Origin of the sequence: Aeromonas sp. R4-1, assembly GCF_040908325.1 — a bacterium.
In the GTDB taxonomy this organism is placed as follows: domain Bacteria; phylum Pseudomonadota; class Gammaproteobacteria; order Enterobacterales; family Aeromonadaceae; genus Aeromonas; species Aeromonas veronii.
On record NZ_JBFODM010000038.1, the window covers coordinates 76403 to 93251 of the forward strand.

A 16849-nucleotide genomic window follows, 5' to 3' on the forward strand; every position below is an offset into this window, starting at 1 on the left:
CCGGGTTGTGAGACCCGGCGCCTTCGGGTAGGCTAGCCCCCCTTTTTTATTCAGGAGTCTGGCGCCCATGTTTATCGGATTTGATTACGGCACCTCCAACTGTGCCGTGGCCGTGATGGAACAAGGTAGCCCCAGGCTGCTCAATCTCGGCGCATCCCGCTATCTCCCCTCCACCCTGCATGCCCCCCACCGGGATGCTATCGCCGGTCTGCTGGCCGAAGGGCTGGCCCCCGCCCAGCAGGCGGAGTACCTCAAACTGCGTGGCCCCGTGGTCACCCGCGCCCAGATGGTTCGCCGCCAGATGCGCGAAGAGGGACTGATCGACGAGCTGAGCTTTGGCGGTGCCGCGCTGGAGCGCTATCTGGAAGAACCGGACGACGGCTACTACATCAAGTCACCGAAATCCTTTCTCGGCGCTTATGGCCTCAAGGCCCCCCAGATCGCCCTGTTTGAAGATATCGTCTGCGCCATGATGCTCCATGTCCGCCAGCAGGCGGAGCAGCAACTCGACGCCCCGATCCGCCAGGCGGTGATCGGCCGACCGGTCAACTTCCAGGGGCTGGCGGGGGAAGAGAGCAACCAGCAAGCTATCGCCATCCTGACCGAGGCGGCCCGTCTGGCCGGTTTCGAGCAGGTGGAGTTCCTCTACGAGCCGGTGGCCGCCGGGTTTGAATTCGAGGCGCGCCTCACCGAAGACGCCGTGGTGCTGGTGGTGGATATCGGCGGCGGTACCACCGACTGCTCCATGCTGCGGATGGGCCCGAGCTACCGCGATCAGCTGGATCGCAGCGGCGATCTGCTCGGCCACAGCGGCCAGCGGATCGGCGGCAACGACTTCGATATCCGCCTGACGGTGGAGGGGATGATGCCGCTGCTCGGCATGCACGAGACCCTCAAGACCGGCAAGCCGCTGCCCCACCCGCTGTTCTGGGATGCGGCCGCCATCAACGACGTCAGCGCCCAGAGCCGCTTCTACAGCCTCGACACCGCCCGCCAGCTGCAGGATCTGCAGCTCGACAGCCAGCCCGGCAGCAAGCTGGGGCGTCTGGCCAGCCTGCGGGCCCACAAGCTGAGCCACCAGCTGGTGTGGCGTGCCGAGCAGGGCAAGATCGCCCTCTCGGAGCAGGAACTCAATCGCCAGTCGCTGGCCGAGCTGGAAAAAGGGCTGGAAGCGGAACTGACCCGCGAACAGCTGGCCAACGCCTCGGCCCTGCTGCTGGAGAAGATTGGCGAGCTGATGGACGAAGCAATTGCCGCCGCCGGTGTGCAGCCGGATCGCATCTTCGTCACCGGCGGTAGCGCCCGCTCGCCGCTGATCGCCAGCTTTATCCGCCAGAAGCTCCCGTCCATCCCGCTTGAGGGTGGCGATGACTTCGGCTCGGTGGCTGCCGGTCTTGCCCGTTATGCCGAGCGGCTGTTCGCCAACTGAGCCCTGAGATAGCGTAAATCGATGGCAACATCACCCGGGTGTTGCCATTAAGCGACAGTCATGCGGGACAAGGGGCGACAGAAGCGGTCGGTCGTCCCCTCTCCCACCCTGCTCCCGACTGCCCAAAAAGGGTATTCTTGACGCTCCCCCAACCGGAGCCCCCTCATGCCCAGATTGCCCTTTTTGCTGATCCCCCTGTTACTGCTCGCTGGCTGCAGCTCGACCGCCTTTGTTCAGCAAGATCTGCAACACCACCACTGGGTACTGAGCAAACTGGATGGCGAACCGATCAAGACCCCCCGCGACAATCCCCCCGATTTCGAGATCGGCGAGCACTTCACCGTCAACGGCATCGCCGGTTGCAACCGCTACTTCGGTCAGGGCCATCTGGAAGATGACAAACTGTGGGTCACCAGTCTGGGCAGCACCGAAATGGCCTGCATGCCGCCGCTGGACACCATAGAGCAGGCCGTGCTGACCACCCTTACCGAGGGGGCGACCCTGAGCGGCACCAGTCAGAACCTGATCCTGCAGGGCAAACAGCACCGTTTGGAATACACCTTGCGCGACTGGGTGTTCTAGCGCTCACAAAGCCGCATCACAAACAGGAACATGTTGTCCGGCTGTGGCACAATATGAGGCAGAGTTCGCAACGGAGGCTGCCTCAGCCATGTCGATGGATCGCCTGTTTGACAAGATCAAACAACTCCCCACTATTCCCAAGCTGCTGCACGAGTTGATGCAGAGCTTCAACGACGAGAATGCCCGCATCGACGAGATTGCGGCCAAGATCGCCATGGATCAGGTGATCAGCGTCAAGGTGCTGCGGATGGCCAACTCGGCCGCCCTGCGCCGGGGCAACGAAGTGACCTCCATTGAGCAGGCGGTGATCCGGCTTGGCTTCAACCGGCTGCGCTCCGTGGTGGTCGCCTCCGGCATCATCGGTACCTTCAAGGCCCCGCCCAGCTTCGACAAGAACAAGTTCTGGACCGAGACCTTCCAGGTCGCCACCATCGCCAAAACCCTGGCCCAGGAGGCCAAGGTGATGGATCCCGAGACCGCCTTCACCTGCGCTCTGATCCACAACATCGGCGAACTGCTTATCCAGAGCACCTTGCCGGAAGAGGCCGAGCTCATCAACATGGCGATCCAGAACGGCAGCAGCCGGGTCGAGGCCCAGCGGGAGATGCTGGGCTACGACTATGCCCAGCTTGGTGCCGAGCTGGCGCGGCGCTGGAACCTCTCCGAGGCCTTCGTCGATGCCATCTCCCAGCAGCTTGACCCGCTCTCCCACGATCCGGTCAGCAAGGAGGCGGTGCTGATCCGCCTCGCCGTGTTTATCTCCTTCGCCTGGAACGCGGGCGTGCCTGCCCAGGCCATCATCGCCCGCTTCCCTAAACCGCTCGCCGACCAGTTGGGACTGGATCCCAAGTCGCTGGCAGGCCAGCTCGAAACACTGCATGAACAGGGTAATGCCCTCGCCGATCTTCTGACTCAATAAGCATCATGACCCATCCGTTTCTGTTTCATCCCCAGGTGGCGCCCTGGTTCAAAGAGAGCGCCGACGCACTGCAATTGACCCTTTTTAGCGAGCTGGATACGCCGATCCGCGAGGTGTGGCTGCGCCACGAGCCGGATAACGAGGAGTACCTGATCCCGATGACGGCAGTCTCCACCCGCGATCGGCTGCAGGTGTGGCAGGCGACCCTGCCGCTCATCAAGGGACAGGATATCCACCTCTACAGCTTCAAGTGCCTCACCGACGAGGAGCAGTGGTGGCTGCATGGGGCGGGCGTCAGCGCGTCCATGCCGCCACGGGAGCAACATTTTCGCTTCAACAGCCTGCACCAGCCACCGGCCTGGGTGCAGGATCAGGTGTTCTATCAGATCTTCCCCGACCGCTTCTGCAACGGCGATCCGTCGCTGAGCGTCAAGCATCACGAGTACGAGTACCGTGGCAAGGCGGTGATCAGCAAGGCGTGGGGCGAGCCGGTCAGTCGCCACGAAGAGGGCCACGGCGCCTGCGAATTCTATGGCGGCGATCTGGCGGGCATCGATGCCAAGCTGCACTATCTGCAATCTCTCGGGGTGACGGCGCTCTACCTCAACCCCATCTTCGATTCCCCGAGCAACCACAAGTACGACACCCAGGACTACTTCAAGGTCGATGCCCACCTCGGCAGCAACGAACAGTTCGCCGAGCTAACCCGCAACCTGCACCAGCGCGGCATGAAGATCATCCTCGATGCGGTGGTCAACCACACCTCTACCGAGCACCCCTGGTTCTGCCCGCCACTGGGGGCCCAGAGCAACCCGGACTCCCCGTGGCGCAGCTTCTACACCTTTGACAAAGAAGGGGATTACGTCAGCTGGAAGGGCATTCGCAGCCTGCCCAAACTCGACTTCTCCTGCGAGAAGGTTCAGGACGCCGTCTATCGGGCTGACGACGCCATACTCCGTTACTGGATGCGCGCCCCCTACCAGATCGATGGCTGGCGCTTTGACGTCATCCACATGCTGGGCGAGCGCGGCACCGCCGAGGGCAACCGCAGCCATGTGCGCGCCATTCGCGGGGCGGTGAAGCAGGAGAACCCGGACGCCTATGTGCTGGGTGAGCACTTCTTCGAGGCGAGCCAGTGGCTGCAAGGGGATCAGGAGGATGGCGCCATGAACTACTACGGCTTCGCCCATCCGATCCGCGCCTTCCTGGCGGGGCAGGATATCGCCTACCACCCCATCAAGATCAGCGCCGAAGAGCTGGATCGCTGGCTCAAACTGGCGCGGGCCCACATTCCGTTCAAGAACCAGCTGGCCCAGTTCAACCTGCTGGACAGCCACGATACCGCCCGCTTCCTCCACCTGCTGGGTGAAGACAAGCAGCGGATGCAGCTGGCCGCCACCCTGCTGCTCACCTATATCGGTGTGCCGTCCATCTACTACGGCGATGAAGTGGGGCTCTCCGGCGGCAACGACCCGGACTGCCGCCGCTGCTTCCCGTGGGATACCACAGACTGGGATCATGTGCTGCACGACCACTATCGTCGGCTGATCCAGATCCGCCGCCAGCGCCCCTCCCTGCGCCGTGGCGATATCCAGACCCTCTACGCCGGGCCCCACAGCTATGTGTTCGCCCGTACCCTGCAAAGCGATCAGGTGGTAGTAGCCTGCAACCGCCACCCGAGCGAGCCGCGCACCATCAGCCTGCCCCTGTGGCAGACCGCCAGCCCTGCCAGCCGCTTCACCGACGCCTTCAACGGCGAGAAGTTTGAAGTGGTGCAGGGCGAGGTGCAGCTCACCATCCCCGCCAACTCGGCCCGGGTGCTGATCTCCAGCTGAGCGGGCAACTGACGCGCTGAAAAACAAAACCGGAGCCCAAGGCTCCGGTTTTTTATTCCGCTCAATCCACCATGACGTCTGGCCCCTAACCAGCCGCCATCAGTAGTTGATGCTGACGTAGGGCACTTCCGGCACCTGCCAGCGCTGCTTGAGGTAGACGGTGAGCACGAAGAAGAAGTTGGCCAGCAGGTTGGCGAAGCGATAGAGAATGGGATCGAAGGCCACCCCGCTCTCTTCCAGCCGGACCAGCAGCCGCACCACCTTCTTGCTGCCGCAGCGGCACAGATGGAGGGTTGGAATGGGCTGCGGCCCCTGTGGCAGCACAAAACCGGTGACGCTGCCGCGACTCGCCTCGTTGTAGTGGTCGTAACGGGCCTTGAGCCACTCAAGATCTGCGTCGAAGATCCCCAGCTTGCCGCGCACCGAGCCGTTGAGGTTGTAGATAAGCCGCTGCAACGCCGCGAGATCCGCCAGCATGGGCTCGGTATCGGCATCCGGCGCAAGGTGTGACAGCACAGCCCCGACCTGACAACAGAGCTCGTCTGTGGCGATTTCAAAATCACATTTGAACGAGGTTTCGAAGATAAAGGGGTAGCAGAGCTCGCGCTTGTCTCTTGGCTTCTTGGGGTTCATGGGGCAACCGGATTGGAGAAAAGGCCAGTTTGCCAGCCCCGGGAAGGGCTGGCAAACGGCAGGTTATTACTTGCGTAACGCGCTGTGGCTCAGGCGTTCTTACTGGTGGGCTCAGTGGAGGGCTGGAACTGGTTGATCATCCGCAGCGCCTCCAGCATCCGCTGGTTGAAGCTGGTGAAGCGATCGACCTGCGCCGGTTCCTCTTCTCCTCTCGCGGCCAGCACGGCCGGGGTCAGCGCCTGTTGCTGGGATGGTGGCAGCAGGGTATCCGCCTGTTTCTGCACCTGATCCAGCTTCGGCAGGTAGTCGGCAAACGGCTTGATCAGATCCTGCAGGGAGTGCGCCCCCTGATAGGTCTGGCTCAGCTTGACGCTCTGCTTGAGCTTGAGGGAGTAGGAGGCCAGCTGGCTGTCATCCAGTTTCAGTTCGCCCGCCTTGTCCAGCAGATCCTCGAAGTTGCCAGAGAAGAAGCTCCCCGCCAGCTCGTCTATCCCCTTGACCAGCTTGCCGATGGACTCCATCTCGTCACTGTTGAGATCCCCCTCCAGCGAGAAGCTGAAGCTCTGGCTCGATTTGAGGCTGAACTGGCTACCGCTCTCGCTGCTCTGGGACTTGGTCTGCCAGCTGTCGTTGAAGCGCAGCACTACCTTGTCGCCATCCTTGGTCTGGATCTCCAGATACCCCTGCTGGCGACTGGCCATCTCGGCCTGTCCCATGTCGGTCGGAGAAACCTTGCCGAAGAACTCCTTCTCGAACTCCTCGAGCCCTTTCTGGATCAGCTTGTAGCTCTGATCGATACCGGTTTTGATATCGTCGTTGTCGGTCGCCCACTTGCCGAGCTGCTTCTTCGCTTCGTCAAAGCCCTTGTCGACCCCCTTGCGGGCCTGCTCCATCATCCCGGTCAGGTCGTCGTCGGATTTGCCATCGGCCCGCGCGGCACCAAGCCGCCCGGTCACGAACTGCAGCACGTTGTCCGCCACCGACTGGAAGTCAAACAGGGTCTCAGGGGTGATCTCCTCAGGTTCTTTCACCTTCGGCGCCTGATAGCCCTGGCCGTTGATCTCCAGCGAGAACTGCAATGCCTGCTGGATCAGCACCTGCGCCCACTTGGGCGGCTTGTGCAAGGAGACCGCCTCCTCGCTCTTGACCTGTTTCTGCTCCGCCTGTTGGGGCGATTTGGGAGAAACACCCACTCCCTTGGGTTGGGCTGCGCCCACGCCTTCGATCTGCATAATGTGTCCTCCCACCATGCCTGTAGATCAGCTATCGGCCTGACTGAACACTTCTTGACCACAAAATGCTGGACAATCTGCGGCTGGCTTTTAAAATCGGGCCCCTTTGGGTGGCCTGTTGCCTTCCCCCGATTTCGACCCGGCCCGGCCGGTGTGCATGTGAGGTATTTATGACCCAGTCCCAACAGCCTTCCGCGAACGCTCCGGCGCCTAGAACCGCGGCCGACTATCAGGCCCAACTCGACGAAAAGCGCGCTCGCCTCACCGAGCTGTTTGCCGGTTTCACCCTCCCGGCGCTGGAAGTGCACAGCTCGCCGGCGGAGTACTACCGGATGCGCGCCGAATTTCGCATCTGGCACGAAGGGGATGACCTCTTCCACTGCATGTATGCCCCGGCGACCAAAGAGATCATCAAGATAGGCCACTTCCCCACCGCCAGCCGCCTCATCAACCAGTTGATGCCTCTGCTGCTGGAGGGGCTGCGCCCACACCCGGTGCTGCGCCGCAAGCTGTTCCAGATCGACTACCTCTCCACCCAGTCCGGCCAGATCATTGTCAGCCTGCTCTATCACCGCAAGCTGGAGGCCGAATGGCAACAAGCCGCCGAAGTGCTGCAGGCCGATCTGCGCGCCAAGGGGTTCGAGCTGCAGCTGATTGGCCGCGCCCACAAGCAGAAGATCTGTCTGGGGGATGACTTCGTCATCGAACAGCTCAACGTGGCGGGTCGCCAGCTCATCTACAAGCAGGTGGAGAACAGCTTCACCCAGCCCAACGCCGCCATCAACGAGCAGATGCTGGCCTGGGCGCTGGATGTGACCAAGGGGAGCGAAGGGGACCTGCTGGAGCTCTATTGCGGCAATGGCAACTTCTCCATCGCGCTGGCGCAGAACTTCCGCAAGGTGCTGGCCACCGAGATCGCCAAGCCGAGCGTCGACTCCGCCCAGTTCAACATCGCCGCCAACGGCGTCGACAACCTGATCATCCTGCGCATGTCGGCCGAGGAGTTCACCATGGCGATGCGTGGCGAGCGGGAGTTCAACCGCCTCAAGGGGGTCGACCTCAAGAGCTACCAGTGCAACACCATCTTCGTCGACCCGCCCCGCGCCGGTCTCGACGATGCCACCGTCAAGCTGGTGCAGGAGTACGACAACATCCTCTACATCTCCTGCAACCCAGATACCCTGCAGGCCAACATGGCCGTGCTGGGCGAAACCCACGAAATCGCCCGTTTCGCCCTGTTTGACCAGTTCCCCTGGACTCATCACATGGAAGCCGGGGTCTATCTGCGCCGCAAGGCCGGTTGATTCAGGCAGACAGGAAAACAACAACAGGGCCGGATGGCCCTGTTTTGTTATTGGCTGAACATCGGCCTCACTCCAGCCGGAAGTGACCCACGATCTCCCGCAGCCGGTCGTAGGTCTGCTGCATCGCCACGGAGCTGGCGACCGTCGCTTCGCCATTGTGGGTCAGCTGGCGGATCACTTCGGCGATGGCGCTCATGTTGCGGTTGATCTCTTCGGCCACCGCGCTCTGCTGCTCCGCCGCCGTGGCGATATGGCTGATGAGATCGTTGATCTCCACCACTTCTCCGGCCATCAGATCCAGCGACTCGTTGACCCTGGTAGTGTTCTCGGCCGCCCCCTGACAGCTCTGCTTGGTGTTGCCCATGGCATCCACCACAGTTCGGGTGCCCCGCTGCAGACTGGCCAGCATGGTCTGGATCTCAGCTGTGCTCTGCTGAGTACGGGCCGCGAGGGAACGCACCTCGTCTGCCACCACCGCAAAACCTCGCCCCTGTTCACCGGCGCGGGCCGCCTCGATGGCGGCATTGAGGGCCAGCAGGTTGGTCTGTTCGGCAATGCTGCCGATCACCCCCAATACAGAGCCAATCTGCTGCACATCCTGCTGCATCGCCTCGATGGAGCGGGCAGTGGCTTCCACTTCGTCCACCAGCGCCATCACGCTGGCCATCGCCTGATCCACCACCTGACGGGACTGGCTCGCCAGCTGCTGGCTCTGACCGGTAAGTTGGGCGGTGCTGGCTGCACTCTCGGAGACGGAGACCGCGGTGCGGCTCATCTCGTTGATGGCGGTCACCACCTGCTCGGTCTCGCGTACATGGTCCGCCAGCAGGGACTGGGCGGCGCCGGTCTGGCTGGCCAACCCCTCGATGCCGCTGTTGAGCTGGCCGCTCGCCTGTCGCACCTCCCCCATCATCTCCTGCAGTCGCTCGATAAAGCGGTTGATGCCAGCCGAGATTTGGCCAAGGTCATCCTTGCTGGTCACCGCCAGTCGGCGGGTGAGATCGCCGCTGCCGCGAGAGAGCTCCAGCACCAGATCCCGCAGCGAGAGGATGGGGCGATAGGCCACATTGAGTGCCAGCATCGCCAGCACCATCACCACGATCGCCACGCCGCACAGCGCCATGATGATCTGGCCGTTGAGGGCCCGGGTCATGGCCCGGATGTAGTCAAGATCGATGTAGCCGGTCAGGGTCCAGCTACTGCCACGAATATCCAGCTGGTTGGGGCGTGCTTCACTCTCCCCCTGCGGCTTGCTGTCATAGAGGTTGTTGCCCTGACTGTCGGCCAGCGAGAAGTAACGGCCATCGCCACTCATCTTCTCCAGCAGGCTTTTGAACTCGCTCATGTCGAGGTAGTAGAGATAGGCGGAATCGGCGCCGCGCGGCACCAGAATGGTGATGACCGGCTTGCCATCCACCTGTTGCAGCGGGCTGACGGTGATCTGGTTGTTGGCGGCGGGGATCAGCTTGCGCAGGGCATCGACTTTGGCGTTGTCATTGATGACCCCGTTCACATCGAAGGCCATGTCGCCGATCACCTTGACGATGTTGTGAAAGCCGGTCTCTTGCAGGGTCTTCTTGACGTTGGTCACCCCGAAGTTGAGGTTGGCGGCCAACAGGATCTTCTGATTGATGTCGCTGGCCAGCTTCTCTTTGACCAGGGTGATCTGTTCGTTGATGTTCTTGGTCGCCTGGGTGCGGATGTAGGCGCTGATGAAGTGATTGACGCTGAACCAGGCGGTACCGATGGTGACCAAAATGGCCAGCAACAACAGGACGTAAATCTTGACCTTGAATGGCATGGGATCCCTCCAGAAGAGAGGGCTGGCACTGCCAACCCTCCCTGCCAATCGTTATTTCTTCTTGGCGTACTTCATGGAGTCCAATGCCACCGCCAGAATGATGATGCCGCCCTTGATGATGAACTGCCAATAAGGGCTGACGCCGATATAGGTCAAACCATAGTTGATCAGGGTGAAGATAAGTACGCCGGTGATCACACCTGCGACAGTTCCCACCCCGCCGGCAAACGACACCCCGCCCACCACGCACGCCGCGATGGCATCGAGCTCGTACATGAAGCCGAGGTTGTTGGTGGCACTGCCGATCCGGCCCGCTTCCAGCATGCCGCCGAAGGCGTAGAAGACCCCAGCCAGCGCATAGATCATGACCAGATTGACCGCCACGTTGACGCCGGAGACCTTGGCCGCTTCCGGGTTGCCGCCGATGGCGAAGATGTTCTTGCCAAAGCGGGTCTTGTTCCACAGCACCCAGACAAAGACGCTGGCGATGGCCGCGTAGAAGGTGAGGTACGAGAGTTTGAAGCCGCCGATCCGGATAAAGCCCTGGGCGAAGCTGGAGAATCGGGGGTCAAAACCGGCCACCGGCGAAGCGCCCACCGAATCGAAGTAGAGGGAGTTGATACCGTAGACGATGATCATGGTCCCCAGGGTGGTGATAAAGGGGGTCACGTTCAGATAGGCGACGATAAGACCGTTGACCAGACCTATCAGGGCACCCACCACGCACACCAGCAGGATCACCGCAGGAATGGGCACCTCCCCCAGCGTCGGGAACACCTTGTTGACGTTGGTCAGCGCCTGCAGCATGGTCGCCGCGATGAGCGCCGCCAGACCGACCTGACGACCGGCCGAGAGGTCCGTCCCCTGAGTGATAATGATGCCCGCCACCCCCAGCGCGATGATGACCCGCACCGAGGACTGGGTCAGGATGTTGCTGAAGTTGGTGAGGCTCAGGAAGGAGGGCTCCTGGATCACGATGACCATGAGCAGCACCAGCAGCACCAAGTAGATGGCGTTTTCCTTGAGCGCCTGCATCAGATTGAAATTTTTAGCCGACTCCATAAATGTCTTCCTGTCTCTAGAGGTACAGAGATGCCAGGCGCAGTATCTCGCTCTGGTCAGTTTCTTTGGTATTGACGATCCCGGCGACCCGGCCATTGCTCATCACCATGATGCGGTCAGTGATCCCCAGCAACTCCGGCATCTCCGACGAGATGATGATGATCCCTTTGTCCTTCTTCGCCAGCTCCAGGATGAGCTGGTAGATCTCGAACTTGGCCCCCACGTCGATGCCGCGGGTTGGCTCGTCGAGCATCAGGATCTCCGGCTGGGTCAGCAGCCAGCGACCGATGATCACCTTCTGCTGGTTGCCCCCGGAGAGGGAACCGATCTGGGTCTGCTGGGTCGGCGTCTTGACCCGCATGGAGTCGATCACCCACTGGGTATCGCTCTTCATCTTGTTGTCGCTGAGCAGCCCCATGGAGCCCTTGTAGCTGTCCATGTTGGCGATCAGGGAGTTGAAGGCGATATCGAGCCGGGAGTAGATACCGGTGGAACGGCGCTCTTCCGTCACCAGCGCAAAGCCGTTGCGGATCGCTTCGTGGGCGTTGTGGTTGGCCACCTCTTTGCCGTGCAGCTTGATGCTGCCCTGGCTGCGATCGCGAATACCGAACAGGGTCTCGACAATATCGGTGCGCTTGGCCCCCACCAGTCCGGCGATGCCGAGGATCTCCCCCTTGTGCAGGTTGAAGGTCACATCCTGAATGGAGGGCTGGTTCTTCGCCGTCAGGTGTTCGATCTCGAGGATCACCTCTTTCGGCTGGTTGGTCTTTTCCGGGAAACGCTGGGTCAGTTCACGGCCGACCATCATGCCGATGATCTGATCCATGGTCATCCCCTTGAGCGGCTGGGTTGCCACCCACTGGCCATCCCGCAATATGGTGATCTCGTCACAGAGCTGGAAGATCTCCTCCATCTTGTGAGAGATGTAGACGATGCCGCACCCCTTCTCCTTCAACTTGTTGATGATCTTGAAGAGGTGGTTCACCTCTTTCTCGGTCAGCGAGGAGGTGGGTTCGTCCATGATGACGATCTTGGCATCGTAGGAGAACGCCTTGGCGATCTCGATCATCTGCATCTGGGAGACCGACAGGGTCGCGACCTTGACCCTGGGGTCGATGTCGATATCGAGTTCATCGAAAATACGCTTGGTGTCGTCATACATCTTGCCGTGGTCGATGAACCCCCCCTTGGTCGGGTAGCGGCCGAGCCACATGTTGTCCATCACGGTACGCTGCAACACCAGGTTGAGCTCCTGATGCACCATGGAGACGCCATTTTCCAGCGCCTCTTTCGAGGAGGTGAAGTTGATCTCCTGCCCCTTGAAGAAGATCTTGCCCTGATCCTTCTCGTAAATGCCGAACAGGCACTTGAGCAGTGTGGATTTTCCCGCTCCGTTCTCGCCCATCAACGCATGCACAGAATGAGGACGGACCCGTAAATTGACATTATCGAGTGCCTTGACGCCGGGAAAGCTCTTACTGACGTCAATCATCTCCAACAGCCATTCTGATTGTTGCTGTGTTGTCATATCAGCCATCACATCTGGTTGAAAAAAGGGCAAGGGGATCTCCCTTGCCCTGGAGGAGGGAATTACTCGAATTGGGACAGGTTGTCTTTATCCACACCGACGTAGGCAACACGTACTACCTTGTCGACGATATTCCACTTGGTGCCTTCACCGGCCGGTTTGCCTTCAGCCAGGTTCTTGGTCAGCTCGAAGGTGGCTTTGGCCTGGTTGGCCGCATCGTTCAGCACGGTACCCGCCATGGCGCCGCTCTTGACCATGGCCAGCGCTTCCGGCAGCGCATCGACGCCGAATACCGGAATGGCAGTCTTGCCCTGGGCTTTCAGTGACTCGACCGCACCCATTGCCATGCCGTCGTTGTTGGCGATGACCACTTCGATCTTGTTGGCGTTGGGGCCGGAGATCCAGGCATCCATCTTGTCTTTCGCCATGGCGGTATCCCACATACCGGTATCCATGTGCAGTTGTTCAGTCTTGACGCCACCATCGTTCAGGGTCTTGACCACGTAGGAGGTGCGCGCTTCGGCATCCGGGTGGCCCGGCTCCCCTTTCAGCAGCACGAACTGGATCACGCCATCCTTGTTCAGATCCCACTCCGGATGGGCTTTCCAGTGTTTGGCAATCAGTTGACCCTGGATGATCCCTGACTCCTTGGAGTCAGTGCCCACGTAGTAGGCCTTGTCGTAGCTGGCCAGATCGGTAGCGCTCGGCTCCTTGTTGTAGAAGACTACCGGGATATCTTCGCCACGGGCTTTCTCAATCACCACCGGGGCCGCAGCCGGGTCTACCAGGTTGATGGCCAGCGCCTTCACCCCTTTGGCCAGCAGCACATCGATCTGGTCGTTCTGCTTGGACTGGTCGTTCTGGGAGTCGTTCATCAGCAGTTCCACCCCCGGAGTGGCTGCCGCCTCCTTCTCGATGGCCTTGCGCACGACCGCCATGAAGTTGTCGTCGTACTTGTAGACGGTTACCCCGATACGGGTGTCAGCCTGGGCATTGGCTCCAGCCATCATGCCCATCAGCAGGGCGGCAACTGTGGTCAGTTTTTTCATTATGTGTGCTCCGATGTGTCTATCTGTGTTGTAGGGTGGCGAGCAATTGAGCAAGCGCCAATCAATGTAATCAGTTTGTTGTCATTTCTTCTGTGATCATGACGACAAAATGAAAACGTTTACACTCTGTTACATTGAAACTTTATATTTATTTTTCAAATACATATAAATAAAAATCAGATTTGAGACTCAATCTTTCCCACAGCATTGAGGCTAGTCGTTACTGGTCTGTTGTCAAAATGGCGCACTGGCTCGACAGTCGCTTCAATAGCTGGATTAACGGAGAGTGCAGCCCCAACGGTAACGATGCTCGAGCAGTTGATACTCGGGACGCACGCTCTGGCTCCAGGAGTCATCCCCGCCCACCCCCATATGGGCGCCATCGAGGCAGACCCACAGCCCCTCTTCGGCCACCAGATCGCTCTGGTGACGGGCGGCAGCCAACTGCTGCTGACTGAAGCGGCTGGCACTGAAATGGAAGCTGCCGCTCACCGTCGTGCTGCCCAGCTGCAACTGGCGGGTATCGCAGCGCAAGCCGTTGTCACTCGGGAAGATATAAGGTGTATGCATCGCCTCCAGCGGCAAACTCCAGCGCCCCAGATCGGCGCCCAGCAGGCGATCCGGATAGTTCTCGTGAGGGCCACGCCCCAGCCATTCTGCTCGCGCCGGGACCTCGGCCAGATGAAGCAACAGGCCAATCCGCGGCAGTGAAGGCAGCGCCTGCGCCAGCTCGGTCTCTATCTCCAGGCTCATGGCGCCATCGTCGGTAAAGCGGTGATGCCAGTAACTCACCAGCAGCAGCTCATCGCGGTGGAAGTAGCCATGACTGACCCGGATATCCCCTCCGACGACCGCGATCCCCAGACAGCGGTGCTGCCACTGACCGAGACCACACGCCTGCCAGCGGGCAATCCAGGAGTTGGGGTCGGCGTGATCCGCTTCGCTGGTGCCGATGTCGTTGTCGAGCGGTGCGCGATAGAAGTGATCAATGATCGGCGCCAGCAACTGCTCCTGCCCCGATTTTTGCCAGCTGGTGATACGGCCGCTCAGCTTGTCGAGCCGCCACTGGCTGTTTGTGGCGGTGATCCGCCAGCCATCCGGCTGCTCGCTCAGGGTGGCGGCAGCGACTGGCGCTGGCAGGGCAAGGGGGCTCGGCAGGGTGAACTGCTGGCGGGCGACCTTGTGATCTGCCTGCGACCAGAGGGTGGCCTGGGGCTGAACGATGGCCAGATCGAGCCAGGCCAGTGAGCCTGCCGCAAAGGGAGGCAGCGTCCCGCTCAGGGTCAACTCGACCACTCCCTGTGGCGCCAGCTCAAGGGAGATCTCCCCCTGCTGCTGCACATGGCCGTTCTCGCACAACTGCCAGCAAAGCCGCTCGTTGTCGGTTTCCCGAAACAGATATTCGCTCTCGATCCGCACCCGCAGCGGGGTGTGCTCAAGCAGAGTGAAGCGGAACGGCTGCTGGGCGCGCTTTGCCTCAAACAGCGCGGGATGGGGGGTGCGATCCGGGAACAGCAGACCGTTGCAGCAGAACTGGCGATCGTTTTGCACATCACCAAAATCGCCGCCATAGCCCCAGTAGTGGCGACCATCGGCGGTGTATTTGTCGAGCCCCTGATCGACCCAATCCCAGACAAACCCGCCTTGCAGGCGTGGATGATCGCGAAACGCCTGCCAGTAGTGGGCGTAGCCCCCCAGACTGTTACCCATGGCGTGGGCATATTCGCAGAGGATCAACGGCCGGTGCTCGCCGGGCAGGCCGATCCACTTGGCCAGCGCCCACTTTGGCACCGCCGGGAAAGGCTGATCCTGATGGGTTCTGGCATACATGGGACAGATAATGTCGGTCGCCGGGGTATCGGCCCCGCCCCCCTCATACTGCACCGGACGGCTCGGATCGCTGCGCTTGATCCAGCCATACATGGCATCGTGGGCCGGGCCGTAACCCGACTCGTTGCCGAGCGACCAGATGATGATGGAGGGGTGATTGAAATCCCGCGCCACCATGCGGGTCGCCCGCTCCAGAAAGACGTTGCTCCAGGCGGGATCCCGCGCCAGCCGCCCCATCGGAGTCATGCCGTGGGTCTCCAGATTCGCCTCGTCCACCACATAGAGGCCGAGCCGGTCGCACAGGCGATAAAAATCGGGATGGTTGGGATAGTGGGAACAGCGCACTGCATTGAAGTTGTACCGCTTCATCAGCAGCAGATCCTGCTCCATGGTGGCACGATCGATGGCATAACCCTTGGCGGGATGGTGTTCATGACGGTTGGCACCGCGAACAAGCAGCGGCTGACCATTGACCCGCAGCAGACCGCCACGGATCTCCACCACCCGAAAGCCCACATCGCACGCCTCGCTCTCGATGGCCTGGCCCTGCTCGTCCAGCAACGTCAGGGTAAGGCGATAGAGATGGGGCGTCTCGGCGCTCCACTTGTGCGGCGCAGCTACATCGAGCCACAGCTCGGCGCGATCGTCATAAGCCCCTTTTTCGTCAAAGACTTGGGTGCCAATCGGCTGGTGCAGGGTCGCGACCCGCTCGCCGCCGTCATAGAGATTGGCCTCAACCGACAGAGCGGCCGCATTGGCCACCTGCAGGGCAATCTTGAGACGGCCATCCCGATAGCAGGCATCCAGCTCAGGCGTCACCCGCATATCCATCAGATGGCGGGACGGTTTGTGCAGCAGGCTGACGGAGCGAAAGATCCCCGACAGCCACCACATATCCTGATCTTCCAGATAGGAGCCATCGGACCAGCGCAGCACCAGCACCGCCAGCCGGTTGCGACCGGCTTGCAGATAAGGAGTCAGATCGAATTCGGCGGGCAGGCGGCTGTCCTGGGAGTAACCGACCCAGCGGCCGTTGCAGAAGAGGTGGAAGGCGCTGCTCACCCCGTCGAAGATGATCCGGCTCTGGCCACTGGCCAGCCAGTCGGTAGGAAGTTCGAACTCGCGTGAGTAGCAACCGGTGGGGTTCTCTGCTGGCACTCGGGGCGGATCGCAAGGAAAGGGGTACTTGATATTGGTATAGATGGGGCCATCGGTGGGCGGCCGCGCGGCCGGATAGGCGGCATCCAGCTGCCAGTTGCCCGGCACTGTAATGGGGCAAACATCCACCAGATCCTGCGCCAGCCAGCTCTCGGGCACCAATTCGGGAGCGGCAAAGAAGGAGAAGCGCCACTCGCCATCGAGCAAGAGACGGGAGGAAGAGGCCAGATCACCCCTGGCATCCGCTTCGCTGCGCCAGCTGAACATGGGGGTATGGGCAGCCAGACGGTTTACCGACGTAATGGCCTGAGTCTGCCAATCCTGACGCGCCACTATCTCCCTGAGCATTCACTCTCTCCCTGCTGATTGAAAAACGAATTCAGTCTAGAGAAGTATGACGCAGGGAACGGCGATCTCGCTTACACAGATGTAAACGATTACACTAATTTTGTTAAGTAAAGCGGAGTAAAAATGATTAAAAACAGGT

General features: G+C 60.8%; 12 protein-coding genes. 5 read left to right on the top strand and 7 right to left on the bottom strand.

Features of this window, described 5'->3' with window-relative positions; all coding sequences use genetic code 11:
* Positions 1-67 precede the first annotated feature (67 nt).
* The 4 genes from yegD (at position 68) to malZ (ending at position 4765) form a co-directional block, all read left to right on the top strand.
* The gene (gene yegD / locus AB5Y90_RS05920; protein ID WP_368166654.1) at positions 68-1429 is read left to right on the top strand and encodes a molecular chaperone; all 1362 of its coding nucleotides are present in this window, start codon (positions 68-70) and stop codon (positions 1427-1429) included.
* 165 nt (positions 1430-1594) lie between these two features.
* On the top strand, positions 1595-2011 hold the full coding sequence (locus tag AB5Y90_RS05925) for an META domain-containing protein (RefSeq protein ID WP_368166655.1): 417 nt from the start codon (positions 1595-1597) through the stop codon (positions 2009-2011).
* An 88-nt stretch (positions 2012-2099) separates the two neighbouring features.
* Entirely contained in the window at positions 2100-2930 is an 831-nt protein-coding gene (locus AB5Y90_RS05930; protein WP_005355498.1) for an HDOD domain-containing protein, read from the top strand.
* A 5-nt stretch (positions 2931-2935) separates the two neighbouring features.
* Positions 2936-4765, top strand: coding sequence for a maltodextrin glucosidase (malZ, locus tag AB5Y90_RS05935; RefSeq protein ID WP_307895976.1), 1830 nt, complete (start codon positions 2936-2938; stop codon positions 4763-4765).
* Between the two features lie 99 nt (positions 4766-4864).
* Here the strand turns inward: malZ and AB5Y90_RS05940 are convergent, their stop codons facing one another.
* Complete coding sequence (locus AB5Y90_RS05940) at positions 4865-5398, bottom strand: ATP--cob(I)alamin adenosyltransferase (protein WP_101530434.1); 534 nt, start codon at positions 5396-5398, stop codon at positions 4865-4867.
* Between the two features lie 89 nt (positions 5399-5487).
* Positions 5488-6630: a DUF5610 domain-containing protein gene (locus AB5Y90_RS05945; RefSeq protein WP_307895974.1), complete on the bottom strand. Its 1143-nt coding sequence runs from the start codon at positions 6628-6630 to the stop codon at positions 5488-5490.
* 170 nt (positions 6631-6800) lie between these two features.
* Here AB5Y90_RS05945 and trmA point away from each other — a divergent pair, with 170 nt between their 5' ends.
* Positions 6801-7934: a tRNA (uridine(54)-C5)-methyltransferase TrmA gene (trmA, locus tag AB5Y90_RS05950; RefSeq protein ID WP_368166656.1), complete on the top strand. Its 1134-nt coding sequence runs from the start codon at positions 6801-6803 to the stop codon at positions 7932-7934.
* Between the two features lie 67 nt (positions 7935-8001).
* On the opposite strand, the gene AB5Y90_RS05955 is transcribed toward trmA, so the two are convergent.
* From AB5Y90_RS05955 to AB5Y90_RS05975, 5 genes are all read right to left on the bottom strand, one after another.
* The gene (locus AB5Y90_RS05955; RefSeq protein ID WP_224969252.1) at positions 8002-9735 is read right to left on the bottom strand and encodes a methyl-accepting chemotaxis protein; all 1734 of its coding nucleotides are present in this window, start codon (positions 9733-9735) and stop codon (positions 8002-8004) included.
* Positions 9736-9786: 51 nt separating this feature from the next.
* A complete protein-coding gene (gene mglC, locus AB5Y90_RS05960) occupies positions 9787-10797 on the bottom strand; it encodes a galactose/methyl galactoside ABC transporter permease MglC (protein ID WP_005342585.1) in 1011 nt (336 codons plus the stop codon).
* Positions 10798-10813: 16 nt separating this feature from the next.
* The gene (mglA, locus tag AB5Y90_RS05965) at positions 10814-12334 is read right to left on the bottom strand and encodes a galactose/methyl galactoside ABC transporter ATP-binding protein MglA (protein ID WP_368166657.1); all 1521 of its coding nucleotides are present in this window, start codon (positions 12332-12334) and stop codon (positions 10814-10816) included.
* Positions 12335-12387: 53 nt separating this feature from the next.
* Entirely contained in the window at positions 12388-13374 is a 987-nt protein-coding gene (mglB, locus tag AB5Y90_RS05970; RefSeq protein WP_005340747.1) for a galactose/glucose ABC transporter substrate-binding protein MglB, read from the bottom strand.
* A gap of 276 nt (positions 13375-13650) precedes the next feature.
* Complete coding sequence (locus tag AB5Y90_RS05975; RefSeq protein WP_368166658.1) at positions 13651-16710, bottom strand: beta-galactosidase; 3060 nt, start codon at positions 16708-16710, stop codon at positions 13651-13653.
* Positions 16711-16849: the final 139 nt, after the last annotated feature.